Below are 14,944 nucleotides of genomic sequence, written 5' to 3'. Positions count from 1 at the left end.
ATGGGGAAAACCGGCGGGCGGCTAAACGACCACGCCGGGATTTGAAGAAGCGGGGAGCGAAACCCGCCCAAAGACGACGCAACGACGATCCTCGACCGGCCAAGGGAAACGCGACCGCCGGCGAACTCACCGACAAGCAGGGGAACCCACCACCATGTCCTATCTCGCACCCAAGGAATTCGTGACCAAGATGGTCGATGCCGGCGAGGCGAAGATCTTCATGTCGACCAAGGATACGCTGATCCGCTCCTACATGGCGGGCGCGATCTTGGCGCTCGCCGCCGCCTTCGCCGTGACGATCACCGTCAACACCGGCAATCCGCTGGTCGGAGCGCTGCTCTTCCCGGTCGGTTTCTGCATGCTGTATCTCCTCGGCTTCGATCTTCTCACCGGTGTCTTCACCCTCGTTCCGCTGGCGCTCCTCGACAAGCGGCCGGGCTGCGACATGAAGGGCCTCGCCCGCAACTGGGGCCTCGTCTTCTGCGGCAACTTCGCCGGCGCGCTGACGGTGGCGCTGTTCATGGCGATCACCTTCACCATGGGCTTCACCGAGGCACCCAACGCCGTCGGCCAGAAGATCGGCCATATCGGCGAGGGCCGCACGATCGGCTATGCGGCGGCGGGCTTCGGCGGCATGCTGACGCTCTTCATCCGCGCCGTCATGTGCAACTGGATGGTCTCGACCGGCGTCGTTGCGGCGATGATGTCGACCTCGGTGGGCGGCAAGGTCATCGCCATGTGGATGCCGATCCTCGTCTTCTTCTATCTCGGCTTCGAGCATTCCATCGTGAACATGTTCCTGTTCCCGTCCGGCATCATCCTGGGCGGCCAGTTCACCGTGATGGACTATCTCCTCTACAACGAGATCCCGACGATCATCGGCAATGTCGTCGGCGGCCTGACCTTCGTCGGCGCGACGCTCTACTCGACCCACTACGCGACGCGGGCTTCTCGTGCGGCGGCCGGACCGGTCAGCCCGCTGGCCGAGCCTGCCGAATAAGACCGCAAAAAACGGCTCGCCCGATGACCCGGCCCCTCCTGCGTTCGCCAGAGGAAATCTTCCCGCCCGACGGGACGATTTCGACCGGCATGGTCGCAGGCAGGGACCACCGGGATCGGGCGACCATCCAGGACGAGACGGCGACAGGGCTTGCCGTCTCCCTCGGCCAGTGGTCGGAGGCCGGCCGCAAAGCGCAGAACCAGGATTTTCACGGCGCCATCGTCCCGGGCCGGCCGGCAATCACCACCAAGGGCATCGCCATTGCCCTTGCCGACGGCATCTCCTCGTCGAGCTTCGGCCGCATCGCCGCCGAAACGGCGGTCAAAAGCTTCCTTTCCGACTATTACTGCACCTCCGAGGCCTGGAGCGTCCGCCAGTCGGCCGCCCAGGTGATCGCCGCGACCAATGCCTGGCTTCATGGCGAAACGCGCCGGACCGCCCGATCCTCCCATGACGGCGGCAGTGACGATCGCGGCCATGTCACCACCTTCGACGCCCTCGTCCTCAAAGGCCGCACGGCCCATCTCTTCCATATTGGCGACGGCCGCATCGCACGGCTTTCCGGCCACACAGCCGAGCCGCTGACCGAGGATCACCGGCTGACCCTGTCGGCCAGCGAGACCCATCTCGCCCGCGCCCTCGGCATGGGGCCGCATGTCGAGATCGACCATCAGGCCCTCCCGATCCGCCAGGGTGACGTCTTTCTGCTGACAACCGACGGTGTCCACGACTACGTCTCGCCGGCGGCGCTTTGCCGGCTGGTGCGTGAACGCGGCGACGACCTCGACGGTGCGGCGAAGGCGATCGCGGCCATGGCGCTGGAAAATGGCAGCACCGACAACCTGACGGTCCAGATCGTGCGGATCGACCGCCTGCCGGCCGCCGACGCCGCCGAATGGCTGGAAGGCGGCGATCTCGAACCGCCGGCCGCAATGCCAGAGGTCGGCACGATATTCGACGGCTGGCGGATCGAGGGCGTCCTGCATGTCGGGCCACGCAGCCATGTCCTTTCCGCCCGCGACGTCGAGACCGGCAAGGCCGCGGTGCTGAAGTTCCTCGCCTCGGACCTTGCCGGCGACCCGGCGGCCCGCCGCGCCTTTCTGATGGAAGAATGGGTCGCCGCGCGGCTTTCCAGCCCCCATTGCCTGAAGCCGGCCTCGCGCAGCCGGCCGCCGACGGCGCGCTATGCGGCAATGGAGCTTCTCGATGGGCACACGCTCCGCACCGTGCTCGACGAGACGCCGCAGCTGCCGCTCGCTGACGTTTGCCGCATCGTCACCGGCATCGCCAACGGGCTGCAGGCCATGCACCGCAAGGAGATGGTGCATCAGGATCTCAGGCCGGAAAACGTCATGCTGGGGCCCGATGGCCATGTGACGCTGATCGATTTCGGCGCAGCGCGGGTCGCCGGCGTCGCCGAGGCGCGGGCGTTCGATGCCGACAGCCGGCACCCAGGCGCCCTGCAGTTCGCGGCGCCCGAGCAACTCCGCGGCGATGTCGGCCGGGTGCGCTCGGACGTCTTTTCCCTCGGTGTCCTCGCCTATCACATGCTCACCGGCCGCCTGCCCTATGGCGCGGCGCTCGCCCGCAGCCGGTCCGCCCGCGACCAGCGCCGCCTCGCCTATCAGCCGGCCGGCAGCGAGACGGTGGACGTGCCCGACTTCGTCGAAGGCGCGCTGCGACGGGCCGTCGCGATCGAGCCCGCGCGCCGCTATGCCGAAGTTGCCGAGTTCGTCCATGACCTCGCCCACCCGAACCCGGCCTTCGTTTCGCCCGAAGCCCCGCCCCTGGCGCTGAGAAATCCGGTCCGCTTCTGGCAGGCGGTCTCGGCAATCCTCGCCATACTCGTCGTCATTCTCGCCGCGCTTCTGGCGCGATGACGCCACCCTCGATCCACCACCAAACGGCCCCTTCCAAGGCCGACCAACGACTCAACAAGGAGACACCATGGCCACCGACATCATGACCCGCGACGACGTCACCGCCCTCGTCATCGCCGCCAAGAAGCGCAAGAAGCTCTCCTGGGAGGGCATCGCCGAAGAGGTCGGCATGTCGCCGATCTGGACCCACATGGTCGCCACCGGCATGGGCGCTGCGCCGAAGGAGAAGGCCGAGATCCTCGGACGCCTCCTCGATCTGCCGGAGGCCGCCGTCGCGGAGCTGCAGGAATGCCCCAGCAAGGACTGGAACCGGGACATCCCCACCGATCCCTGCATCTACCGCCTCTACGAGATCGCCGGCGTCTTCGGCCCGTCCTTCAAGGCGATGGTCCACGAAAAGTTCGGCGACGGCATCATGTCGGCCATCGACTTCGACATGAGCGTCAGCCGCGTCGAGGACCCCAAGGGCGACCGGGTGAAGGTCGAGATGACGGGGAAGTTCCTGGCCTACAAGGCCTGGTGAGGAGGCAAGGGTTTTCGCGGCGGGGATGGGCGGGGGGCGTTCCTTGGAACGCCGCGCTGCACCCCCCTCTGGCTTGCCAGCCATCTCCCCCACAAGGGGGGAGATCGATCTCGCGCTCAAGTCTGCGAGACGTCTCTGCCGATTGAGATTGCGCTGCCGTTCAGTTGTTCCTGCCGGGATCGAGCAAGGTCTGATCTCCCCCCTTGTGGGGGAGATGTCCGGCAGGACAGAGGGGGGTACGAAGCGGCCGCGGACCTCTCCGAACACATCCAACCAGCGTCGAAGAACCAGACGAAGGACACGCCCCCATGGACGCCGCGCCCACCGCCACCACCGTCCGCACCACCTGCGCCTATTGCGGGGTCGGGTGCGGCGTGCTGGCGACGCCGCGGGCGGATGGCGGCGTCACCATCGCCGGGGACCCTGAGCATCCGGCAAATTTCGGCCGGCTGTGCTCCAAGGGCTCGGCGCTCGGCGAGACGTTGCAGATGGAAGGCCGGCTGCTCCACCCCACCCATCATGGCGTGAGGACCGACTGGGACACGGCGCTCGACCTCGTCGCCGAACGGTTTTCGGCCACCATCGCCGAATACGGGCCGGATTCGGTCGCCTTCTATGTCTCCGGCCAGCTTCTGACCGAGGACTATTACGTCGCCAACAAGCTGATGAAGGGCTTCATCGGCTCGGCCAATATCGACACCAACTCCCGCCTCTGCATGGCCTCCTCCGTTGCCGGCCATCGCCGCGCTTTCGGGTCGGACACGGTGCCAGGCACCTATGAGGATCTGGAGCTCGCCGATCTCGTCGTCCTCGTCGGCTCCAATCTCGCCTGGTGCCATCCGGTGATCTATCAGCGCCTTGCCGCCGCCAAGGCCGCGCGGCCGGCGATGAAGGTGGTGCTGATCGACCCGCGCCGGACGATGACGGCGGATATCGCCGACCTTCACCTGCCGATCGCGGCCGACGGCGACGTGGCGCTGTTTGCGGGGCTTTTGCCCTATCTCGCCGAGGCCGGAGCCATCCATTGCGACTATGTGGCCGGTCATACCGAAGGGTTTGTTGCGGCATTGAAGGCCGCCCGCAATCTGAGGCTTGCCGAGGTTGCCGAAGCGACCGGTCTGAAGAGGGATCTGATCGAGCGCTTTTATGCGCTCTTTGCCCGGCACGAAAAGGTCGTCACCGTCTACAGCCAGGGCGTCAACCAGTCGGTCTGCGGCACCGACAAGGTCAACGCCATCCTCAACTGCCACCTCGCCACCGGCCGGATCGGCCGGCCGGGCATGGGGCCGTTCTCGATCACCGGCCAGCCCAACGCCATGGGCGGGCGCGAGGTCGGCGGCATGGCCAACATGCTTGCCGCCCACATGGCGATCGAGGACGAGCCCCACCGCAACATCGTCCGCGACTTCTGGGACGCGCCGCGACTGGCCGAGCGGCCGGGCCTCAAAGCGGTCGAGATGTTCGAGGCGGTCGCCTCCGGCCAGATCAGGGCGATCTGGATCATGGGCACCAATCCGGTCGTCTCGATGCCCGATGCCGATGCCGTCGCCCGGGCGCTCGCCGCCTGTCCCTTCGTCGTCGTTTCCGATGTCGTCGAGAAGACCGATACTTTGAAATACGCCGCCGTCGCCTTCCCGGCCGCGGCCTGGGGCGAGAAGGACGGGACGGTCACGAATTCCGAGCGGCGCATCTCCCGCCAGCGGGCCTTCCTGCCGTTGCCGGGCGAGGCCCGGCCCGACTGGTGGGCCATTTGCGCAGTTGCACGGCGCATGGGCTTCGGCCCGGCCTTCGCCTATGACAGCCCCGCCGTGATCTTCGCCGAGCATGCCCGGCTGTCGGCCCATGCGAATGAAGGCTCGCGAGATTTCGACATCGGTGGCCTCGCCGGGCTCGATGAGGCGCAATACGACACGCTCGCCCCGGTGCAATGGCCGCAGCCGGGGCAGCCCCGCACAAACGCCGCTCCTGCGGGCCCGGCGATGGAAGCCGGCAGCCGCTTCTTCGCCGATGGCAGGTTCTATCACGCCGACCAGCGCGCCCGCTTCGTTCCAACGCCGCTGAAGCGGCGGCCAGACGATGCCCGCAGCGCTGCGGCGGAGCGCATGGACGGAACCGGCGATGAACGGGCCGGCGATGAACGGGCCGATAGCCCGCGACGAAGCGACGACGGCCTTATTCTCAACACCGGCCGGGTACGCGATCACTGGCACACCATGACCCGCACCGGGCTGTCGGCGAGGCTTTCGGCCCACATCGCCGAGCCCTATGCCGAGATCAATCCGGCGGACGCTTCCCGTCTCGGTCTTGCCGAGGCCGATCTCGTGGTGGTGTCGTCGCCACGCGGGCAAATCGTCGTCCGTGCCCTGGTCAGCGAGCGGCAACGCCCCGGTTCGGTGTTCGTGCCGATGCACTGGACTGGCGAGACGTCATCCAAGGGCCGGGTCGATGCTCTCGTCTCGCCGGCCACGGACCCCGTTTCCGGCCAGCCCGGACTGAAGTCGACCAGCGTCCATCTGCGAAGGTTCGAGGCAGTCTGGTACGGGTTTGCGGTGACCGCAGAGCGGCCCGACACGGCCGGGCTCGATTATTTCGCGGTCGCACGGGCGGACGGTGGCTATCGGCTGGAAATGGCCGGCCTGTCTCCCCTCGAAGAGCCGTCAATCCTCGCCGAGAAGCTCTCGGGCGTGCCGAAAGCGGCAATTCTCGCCTATCACGACGAGGCGACCGGGGCTCATCGCTTCGCCGCCTTTGCCGGCGAGCGCCTTGTCGCCGCGCTGTACCTTTCGCGCGAGCCCGTCGCCGTCTCGCGCGTATGGGCCGCCGCATCGCTTGCGTCGCGCCACGCCCCGCGCGAGCGCTTCCGTCTCCTTGCCGGCCGTGGCGGAGCCGATCGACCGGATCCGGGCGCCATCGTCTGTTCGTGCTTTTCGGTCGGCGTGAACGAGATCTCGGCGGCGATCGTCTCGGGCCGGGCCGTCAGCCTCGACGAGGTGGGCAAGCTCCTGAAGGCCGGCACGAATTGCGGCTCGTGCCGGAGCGAAATCAAGGGCATCATCGACGGAGCCCGGGTCGAGCGGCCGGCGAGCGCCATCTAGGGGCAGGCCTATGGAGAGAGGCGTGCGATGCCCGCGCTCCCGGCCTAGCCAGCCTCGTATCGCCGGTTCGCCTCGGGATCGTCGGTGGCGAAGGGCATGTCGGCGAGCCCCTGCCACAGGGCCTCGGGAAGCTCGGCCGAGGCCCATTCCAGTGTTTCGGCGACGCGCTCGGGCTTGGACACACCGACGATGGTGGAGGTCACCCGTGGATCCTTCATGGAGAACTGCAACGCGGCTGCGCCCGGCGCGACGCCGAGCCGCGAGCAGATCTCCTCCACCCGGCGCACCGGCTCGAGTTCCGCTTCGCTGGCGTCCTGATAGGTGACCTTCTTCATCACGTCGCTGCCCTTGGCCAGGACGCCGCCGGCATAGGGCGCGGCGTTGAGGATCGCGATGCCCTTGTCATGGGCATAGTCGAACATCTGCGAGGCCGAGCGATTGAGCAGCGTGAAGCGATTGTGCGAGATCAGCGCGTCGAACGGCCGCTCGCGCAGGAGCGGGAACATCAGGTCGAGCCGTCCCATGGCGAGACCGACCGCGCCGACGAGCCCCTCTTCCTTGAGCCTGAACAGGGCGTCGAAGGCGCCGCCCTCGCGGGTGACCTCGGAAAGATCCGCGGCATATTCGGGATCGTGCAGATGCAGAATGCCGATCTTGTCGAGGCCGAGCGCGCTCAGGCTCTCCTCGAAGGACTGGCGGACCCGGTCGCCGTCGAAGCGGCCGGTCTGAAAATCCCGGTCGAGCTTGGTCGATATGACGAAGCCCTCCGGCAGCCCGCCCCGCTCGCGGATCACCTTTCCGATCCGCTCCTCGCTGCGGCCGAAGCCGTAGATGCGCGAGGTGTCGAGGAAATTGGCCGGGCCGTCGAAGATCGCGTTGATCGTCGCAAAGGCCCGCTCTTCGCTGACCCCGTAGCCATAGGTATCGGGCATGTCCCCGAGGACCGAGGTGCCGAAACAAAGCTCGGTCACATGCAGTCCGGTATCGCCGATCGATGTCGTTTTCATGGGCTTTCCTGCCTCCTCAGGTCAGGCGGTAAAACGCTTTGGCGCTGCCGGAAAAGACGCGCGCCCGGGCCGCGTCGGACAGATGCGACACGAGCTCGACCGCCGTTTTGTGCCACTCCTCGTACTCGCATCTGAGGCGGCACACCGGCCAGTCAGAGCCCCACATGACGCGCTCGGGGCCGAAGACCTCGAGCACATGCGATGAATAATAGGCGAGATCCTCGCGCCGCCAGTCGTCCTTGGCTTCGGTGACGAGGCCGGAGAGCTTGCAGAAGGCCGTCGTGCCATTGGCGATGCGGGCAATTCCCCTCGCCCATTCGTCGAAGGATTCCGGGCTTTCGTCGGTAATCGTCGGCTTCAGGCAATGGTCGAGGACGACGCGCATTGCGGGATAGCGATCGAACAGCGCCAGGAAGGGCTCGATATGGCGGGGAAAGCCGAGAGCGTCGAAGGTCAGATCAAGGTCGCAGATCGCCCGGAACGCCCAGTCGAGGTCGTCCCGCAGCATCCAGCCCTCGTCGGCGATGTCCTGGATCATCGGCCTGACGCCGAGAAATTTCGGATGGGCCGACAGCCGCCGCAAGGTGTCGATCTCTTCCGGGCGCTCGAAATCGATCCAGCCGACCACGCCGGCGACGTGATCGCTCGCATCGGCAAGGCCGAGCAGATATTCGGTCTCCGCCGTCGTCGGCGCCGCCTGGACGAGAATGCTTCGTCCCACGCCCGCAGCCTGAAGCGCGGGCGCGAGATCGACCGGCAGATAGGGCCGCGCCAGGACGGGATCGTCCGGCGGCATCCAGCCGTAGTCGCCTCTCGCCGGGTTCCAGAAATGATGATGGGCGTCGATCGTTTCCAGGTTCCGCCCCCTTTGCTGACTGCAGTGCCGGCCGTTCGTCGGCCCGCATTTTTCGTTTCGGGCAACGCCGTATTCGAGCGCGGCCGCTTCGTTTTCCAGCGTCCGGCTGGTCCTGCCCTTGTGCCGCCGTAGCCGGGTGGATGCAACCCGCCCGGCCGTTTCCAGACGCATCCGGCATGGCCGAAGCCCCGCCCGACGCGGCGCCGCCCGCCGTCAATCGGCGCTGCTTGCGCCTGCATCCTTCCGGGTTTGCGTCAGCTCGCGCCAATGCGTCACCGAAGCGGCGGCGGCCATGGCCAGAAGCCGGGAATCGCCGGAGACCGTCGTCAGGTCGAAGCCCCACGAGACGGCCCTTGCGGCATATTCGGGAGAGCCGCAATGCAGTCCCGCCCTGATGCCCTGCGCCTTGGCGACGGCGGCGATGCGCTTGATCGAGGCGACGAGTTCGCCGTCGGTCGGGTCGAAGCCGGGCGGGAGCCGGCCCGCGCTGGTGCCGAGGGCGAGATCGGAGGGGCCGACATAGAGCCCGTCGATGCCGGGCGTCGCCGCGATCGCCTCGACATTTTCCAGGCCTTCGCGGGTTTCGATCATCGCAAGGGCGAGGACGGCGCCGTTCGCCTCCACGCCGTAGCCCGGATGGGCGAAGGCGGCGCGCGTCGGGCCGTAGCTGCGCGTGCCGAGCGGCGGGTAGCGCATGAAGCTTGCAAACTCCGCCGCCTCATCGGCCGTGTTGATCATCGGGCAGATGATGCCCATCGCACCGGCGTCGAGCGCCTTCATGACGATGCCCGGCTCGCGCCAGGGCACCCGCACGATCGGCGTCACGGGCAAGGCGCGCATCGCCTGCAGCATCGCCAGCATGGCCGAATAGTCGAGCGCGCCGTGCTGCAGGTCGATGGTCAGCGTGTCGTAGCCCTGCCCCGCCATGATCTCGGCGACGAACGGGCTGTCGATGGCCAGCCACCCGTTGAGGGCCGGCTGGCCCTTGCTCCACAGGTCCTTCAGACGGTTCTTGATCATCACGGCCCTCCCGGTTTGCGCTCGGCACATTCGCCCTCGCCTGGAGCCGACAGTGACACCGCCCGGCCGTCATCGCCAGTCGCTTCCTGGCAAGTCGTCGGCTGGCGGCGTCGCCGCCCGTGACGCCGCCGGGCCGAGAGACCGTCGAATATCGTCAATTCTTATCGTTGCTGGGATAGGCCTGTATTGATGCATCCATTGAACTGATCCTTAAGATCAGCGTGCCAAACAGGAACCGGTTTTCGGAGCGCGACCCCAAACGAAGACAATAGCCGAGTTGGAAATGAGAGCAGGCGGAAGAGCCGACATGCAGGCAAGTGAAACAGGCTCCTCGCTCCGGCTCGCGGAAATTCTCGCTGCCCTTTCCAAAGCTCTGGATCTGACCGAAGGCCAGCCCGCCGGGCATTGCATGCGCTGCTGCTACATCGGCGTCCACATCGCCCGCGAGATCGGCCTCGACGCGGTAGCGACCGGTCAACTCTATTACACGCTTCTGCTGAAGGACCTCGGCTGCTCGTCCAACGCGGCCAGGATCTGCGAACTCTATCTGACCGACGATATCGGCTTCAAGCGGAGCTTCAAGGAGGTGGACGACAGCCTCGCCCATATCCTGCGCTTCGTCCTGCAGCAGACCGGAATGAAGGCGGGGCTCGCCGAGCGCTTTCGCGCCCTCGTCAACGTCTTCCGCAATGGTGGCACGATCGCCCATGAACTGATCGAAACGCGCTGCCAGCGCGGCGCGGCGATCGCCCGGAAGATGCGATTCGGCGAAGAGGTGGCCGCCGGCATCATCGGCCTCGACGAGCATTTCGACGGCGGCGGTCACCCCAGCGGCCTCAAGGGCCACGACATTCCGCTGTTTTCGAGGGTGGCGTTGATCGCCCAGGTCGCCGACGTCTTCTTCCAGCTCGGGGGAATGACCGCCGCGCTCACGGAGGTGAAGTCCCGGTCCGGCACATGGTTCGATCCCGAAATCGTAGCAGCGTTCGAAACGCTTGCCGACGATCAGGCCTTCGTCGCGGCCCTGGGCGAAGACGACCTGACCGAGACGGTCCTGTCGCTCGAACCTGCGCAAGCGCGCCGGGCCGTGGACGAGGACTATCTGGATGACATTGCCGAGGCCTTCGCCATCGTCGTCGATTCCAAGAGCCCTTACACCCGCGGCCATTCCGAGCGGGTGGCGCTGTTCACGGACATGATCGCAGAGGCGATGGGCCATTCGCCGGAGCACCGCCGCCGGCTGAAACGCGCCGCCCTCCTCCACGATATCGGCAAGCTCGGCGTCTCCAACGCGATCCTCGACAAGCCTGGACGTCTGGACGAAGCCGAATTCGCAGAGATCCGCCGCCATCCGGTCTATTCGCAGGCGGTCCTGTCCAACATCAAGGCTTTCGCCGAACTCGCCGTCATTGGTGGGCGCCACCACGAGCGCCTCGACGGCAAGGGCTATCCCTACGGATTGAAGGCCGAGGACATCAGCCTCGACACCCGCATCGTCACCGTCGCCGACATCTTCGACGCACTTACCGCCGACCGGCCCTATCGCGCTGCGATGCCCGTCGGCAAAGCGCTCGCCATTCTCGACGCCGACACCGGAACAGCCGTCGACGGCGATTGCGTCGCCGCCCTGAAGGCGGCTTTGGCGCGCCTGGAGGCCGACGCCGTCGCAGCCTGAAAGCTGTGGCCGGCGTCACGGATCGCTTCAGGCCCGCAGCGCCAGGAACCTTCGCTCCGCCGGTCTCGTCGCTGGACACAGCCCCTGAAACGCCCGTTCATCGGCCTCGCGGCCCGGCTGCTGCATCGGCCTGCCGCTTCCGTGAAGACGCCACAGAACGGCTCCCGCCGCTTGCGTGGCCCGACTGCCACGCCCTTCGTTTCGTGCGTCGACCGTCTCACCTGTCACAAATATATTGTAAAGAAACATTACTGAAATGCGGCGTTTCGGGGGCGGATCGAGGAGGGGGGCTCCTCGCTCCTGGCGCGCGCACTCATCGTAACGAACGGTTCGGCATCGGTCAGCGAGGCCCGGCACATCGCGTGTCCGGCCAGATCCTTGCCGTGGCCGCCTGAACCCGCGTCCTCTTTCGGACGCCTGAGGGGAACATATGAAACTCGATCGTTTCGCCGGCCTGCTTCTGGTCGGCACCGCACTCTCCGGCACGCCCGTCATGGCGCAGGAGATCCCGACCTCTCCGGCCGTCGGTTTTTCCAACGGCCGCACGACCGACGATCCGTCGGACCTGCCCTATCTGATGGATTCGTTCGTGGATCTGATCGAGGGTGACCCGTCGGTGATGATCCGCAACTATGATCTGTCCGCCGAGATCACAGAGAGCCGGACCGAAGCGCAGACGCTGCAGGCGATCCACGACGATCGCACCGACCAGAAATACAGCGTCACCAACGGCCTCGGGGTTCTGACGTCGCTGTTTCTCACCGGCACCGGCGCCTCGTCCGACGGCGTGACGCCGGACAGCCTGACCCACACGACCTATGCGACCACGACGATGGCGGACTACGAGGCCGACATCAACACGTTGAACTCGGCGAGCTGGGGATCGGAGACCTTCGCCGACGGCACGGCGACACCGCTCGCCAGCGCGATGAACTTCCTCAACAACATCGTGCGCGCCAATTCCTCGACGGAACCTTCGAAGCGGACCTACGATCGCTACACCGAGGACGCCTTCACCTCATATCCCCAGTATGAGAGCAAGTATCAGGACTACCGTGCCGACACCAATCGCGACGCGCTAACCGCCGACGACACGGCCGATTTCGTCATTCCGACCTATCTGTCCAACTACGAAGTGCCGGCGGCCTACGGCACCGTCGAAAACTGGGTGCGTGGCTTCACCGTCACCCAGGCGATGGTCGACGCCAATGGCGGTGAGCCCATCACCGTGCCCGACGTCGGCACCTGGACCGACGGCGTCTTCACGCCGGCGACCTTCACCGTCGGCGATTACGTTCCCGGCATCGGCACCTCGCCGCGGCCCTACCGGGTCAATTCCGACGTCGACGTGCCGGAGCTGCTGCATCAGGTCGCCAACAGTTGGAACCCCTATTCCGACGGGTCGATGCCGAGCGGCCATACCAATTCGGCCTGGACCGCCTCGCTCGGCCTCGCCTTCCTGGTGCCGCAGGAGATGCAGAGCCAGCTGACCCGCGCCTCCGAGCTCGGCTATGACCGCATTCTGGCCGGTGAGCACTCCCCGCTCGACGTCATTGCCGGCCGGATGATCGCCGAGGCGATCGCCGCGACCAATATCTACTCGGCGCTCTACGACGAAAACGGCAACCGTCTCGACTGGACCGACCCGGCCAACACCGAAGCCTATGCGGTCTATACCGCCTATACCGAGACCCAGGCCTATCTGGCCGAAGCCTGCGGGACGACCACCGTCGACGAATGCATCGCCAAGGGTGGCGACGGCACCGCGGTCGCTTACGGCACCAGCGAGCAGAACAAGGCCGACTTCCTCTACCGGATGACCTACGGCTTCGCGCCGACCAGCGACACCTATCGCATGGCCGTCTCGGACGTGCCGGTGCAGGCGCAGGTGCTGCTCCTCACCCGGTTTCCCTATCTCTCCGACGAGCAGCGGCTGGAAATCCTCGCCTCGACCGCCCTCGACGCCGACTATCCGCTGATCTCCGGCAACACCTATGACGGCTGGGGCAAGCTCAACCTCTACGACGCCGCCGACGGCTACGGCTACTTCGAGAACGACGTCGCGGTCACCATGGATGCCAGCCTCGGCGGCTACAATGCCGCCGACAGTTGGGCCAACGACATCGCCGGCGCCGGCGGCCTGACCAAGAACGGCACCGGCAAGCTGACGCTGTCCGGCAACGACACCTACACCGGCGACACCGTGGTCAATGGCGGCATCCTCGCCATCGATGGCTCGATCGTCTCGGACGTCACCGTCAATGACGGCGGCGCGCTGCGCGGCGTCGGCGCCATCGGCGGCAGCGTCACCGTGGCCGATGGCGGCACGCTCGCGCCGGGCAACTCGCCCGGAACGCTCACCGTCGCCAATTCCGTGACGCTGTCGGACGGTTCGGTCAGCGAATTCGACATCGACGGCACCGGCACCGAGATCGGCGCCGGCAATTACAGCCGCCTCGAACTCGTCGGCACGGACAGCGTCTACACCGCCAATGGCACGCTCGTGCCCCTGCTGCGCGGCATCACCGGCGACGCCACCAACAGCTACACGCCGGACATCGGAACGCAGTTTCAGATCGTCACGGCCGAAGGTGGCGTCGAAGGCAGCTATGACGGACTGACCCAGCCAGACGGTCTCGCCACCGGCACCCGCTTCGATACGATCTACGGTTCGAGCGACCTGCGCCTTGTGGTGACGCCGACGGAGTACGAAAGCTATGCCTCGAACGGCAATGCCGCCAATGTCGCGGCGGCGATCGATGCCGACCGTCCGGCCGCAGGCGTCCGGCTCGAAGGCTCGGCCGAAGCGTTCTACGACGCCCTCTACGGTCTCGGCGCGAGCGACATCGCCTCGTCCCTGACGGATCTGTCGCCGACCGCCTATGCCGACGCGCTCGTCGTCAATCGCGACAGCTGGTACGCCGGCAGCGAGGCCGTCGACCGGGCGATCGAGGCGCGGCGCGGGGCCAGCGTCGACCCGACCATGCAGAGCGCCGAGCAGCACGGCATGAACGCCTGGTTCACCGCCCTCGGTCAGAAGGCGACGATCGACGGCGACGGCGCCCCCGGCTACGATCAGACGCTCGGCGGCATCGTCGTCGGCCTCGACGGCGAGATCGGCGAAGGCCTCGTCCTCGGTGCGTCGCTCGGCTATGTCAATCAGGACGCCGACATCGACAACGGCGCGAAGGTTTCCGGCAATGCGTTGCAGGCGCGGCTCTACGGCACCTATCATGACGGCATCGGCTTCATCGACGGCCAGATCGGCATCGGCTACACCGACGGCGAGGTGAAGCGCAGCGTCGCCGGCTTCGGCAGGATGGAGGGAGATGCCGACGCCGCCTCTTATGGCGGCGAGATCCGGGCCGGCGTCGACTTCGGCAACGACGTCACCCGCATCGAGCCGAGCGTCGCGCTGCGCGGCGTCTCCGTCCGGCTCGACGGCACCGACGAATCGGGCGCGGCCGGCGTCTCGATCGACGATGAGACCTACGGCAGCTTCCAGACGGTCGTCGGCGCCAGCCTCAGCCACCGCTTCGACCTTGCCGGCAATATGAGCCTCACGCCCTCGGCAAGCCTCGGCTGGAGCCACGAATTCGCCGACACCAACGGCAAGGTCGATGCGGCCTTCGCCGGTGCTTCGGCGGCGTCCTTCAGCGCGAGTGGCCCGTCACTCGGCCGGGATGCGGCTCTCGTCGGCGTCTCCGCCCAGCTCGACACCGGCACCTCCGCGACCGTCTATGCCGCCTATCAGGGCGCGTTCTCGAAGCACGAGAGCGCCCATAACTTCAGCGCCGGCCTGAAGTTCAGCTGGTAGCAAGCGCCAGCGGCAGGAAAGAACGCATTCTCCCGCGGAAAGCGTGCTGAAGCACGACTAAAGGCCGCGGC

9 protein-coding genes are annotated in these 14,944 nt (G+C 66.7%); 6 read left to right on the top strand and 3 right to left on the bottom strand.

Annotation, left to right across the window (positions count from 1 at the left end; all coding sequences use genetic code 11):
• Positions 1–154: 154 nt before the first annotated feature.
• From J6595_RS21005 to J6595_RS20990, 4 genes are all read left to right on the top strand, one after another.
• Positions 155–1,000 carry a formate/nitrite transporter family protein gene (locus J6595_RS21005; RefSeq protein ID WP_209597437.1) on the top strand — a complete coding sequence of 282 codons (846 nt, stop codon included), beginning with the start codon at positions 155–157 and terminating at the stop codon, positions 998–1,000.
• 23 nt (positions 1,001–1,023) lie between these two features.
• Positions 1,024–2,880 carry a bifunctional protein-serine/threonine kinase/phosphatase gene (locus J6595_RS21000; RefSeq protein ID WP_245198997.1) on the top strand — a complete coding sequence of 619 codons (1,857 nt, stop codon included), beginning with the start codon at positions 1,024–1,026 and terminating at the stop codon, positions 2,878–2,880.
• A gap of 67 nt (positions 2,881–2,947) precedes the next feature.
• Positions 2,948–3,403, top strand: a complete 456-nt coding sequence (gene cynS, locus J6595_RS20995) for a cyanase (protein ID WP_209597435.1) — start codon at positions 2,948–2,950, stop codon at positions 3,401–3,403.
• Positions 3,404–3,711: 308 nt separating this feature from the next.
• Complete coding sequence (locus tag J6595_RS20990; RefSeq protein ID WP_209597433.1) at positions 3,712–6,498, top strand: nitrate reductase; 2,787 nt, start codon at positions 3,712–3,714, stop codon at positions 6,496–6,498.
• A 44-nt stretch (positions 6,499–6,542) separates the two neighbouring features.
• On the opposite strand, the gene J6595_RS20985 is transcribed toward J6595_RS20990, so the two are convergent.
• From J6595_RS20985 to J6595_RS20975, 3 genes are read right to left on the bottom strand one after another with little or no spacing between them, the layout of a single operon-like run.
• A complete protein-coding gene (locus tag J6595_RS20985) occupies positions 6,543–7,505 on the bottom strand; it encodes an aldo/keto reductase (RefSeq protein WP_209597432.1) in 963 nt (320 codons plus the stop codon).
• A gap of 16 nt (positions 7,506–7,521) precedes the next feature.
• A complete protein-coding gene (locus tag J6595_RS20980; protein WP_209597431.1) occupies positions 7,522–8,532 on the bottom strand; it encodes an amidohydrolase family protein in 1,011 nt (336 codons plus the stop codon).
• 42 nt (positions 8,533–8,574) lie between these two features.
• The gene (locus J6595_RS20975; RefSeq protein ID WP_209597429.1) at positions 8,575–9,381 is read right to left on the bottom strand and encodes an HpcH/HpaI aldolase family protein; all 807 of its coding nucleotides are present in this window, start codon (positions 9,379–9,381) and stop codon (positions 8,575–8,577) included.
• A gap of 307 nt (positions 9,382–9,688) precedes the next feature.
• Here J6595_RS20975 and J6595_RS20970 point away from each other — a divergent pair, with 307 nt between their 5' ends.
• Both J6595_RS20970 and J6595_RS20965 read left to right on the top strand, forming a co-directional pair.
• Positions 9,689–11,056, top strand: coding sequence for an HD-GYP domain-containing protein (locus tag J6595_RS20970; protein ID WP_209597428.1), 1,368 nt, complete (start codon positions 9,689–9,691; stop codon positions 11,054–11,056).
• A gap of 430 nt (positions 11,057–11,486) precedes the next feature.
• Positions 11,487–14,873 carry an autotransporter domain-containing protein gene (locus tag J6595_RS20965; protein WP_209597427.1) on the top strand — a complete coding sequence of 1,129 codons (3,387 nt, stop codon included), beginning with the start codon at positions 11,487–11,489 and terminating at the stop codon, positions 14,871–14,873.
• Positions 14,874–14,944 lie beyond the last annotated feature (71 nt).

It is taken from the genome of Jiella mangrovi (genome assembly GCF_017815135.1).
In the GTDB taxonomy this organism is placed as follows: Bacteria; Pseudomonadota; Alphaproteobacteria; order Rhizobiales; family Rhizobiaceae; genus Jiella; species Jiella mangrovi.
Note: the sequence above shows the minus strand (reverse complement) of the source record. Positions and strands in the feature narration are given on the sequence as shown.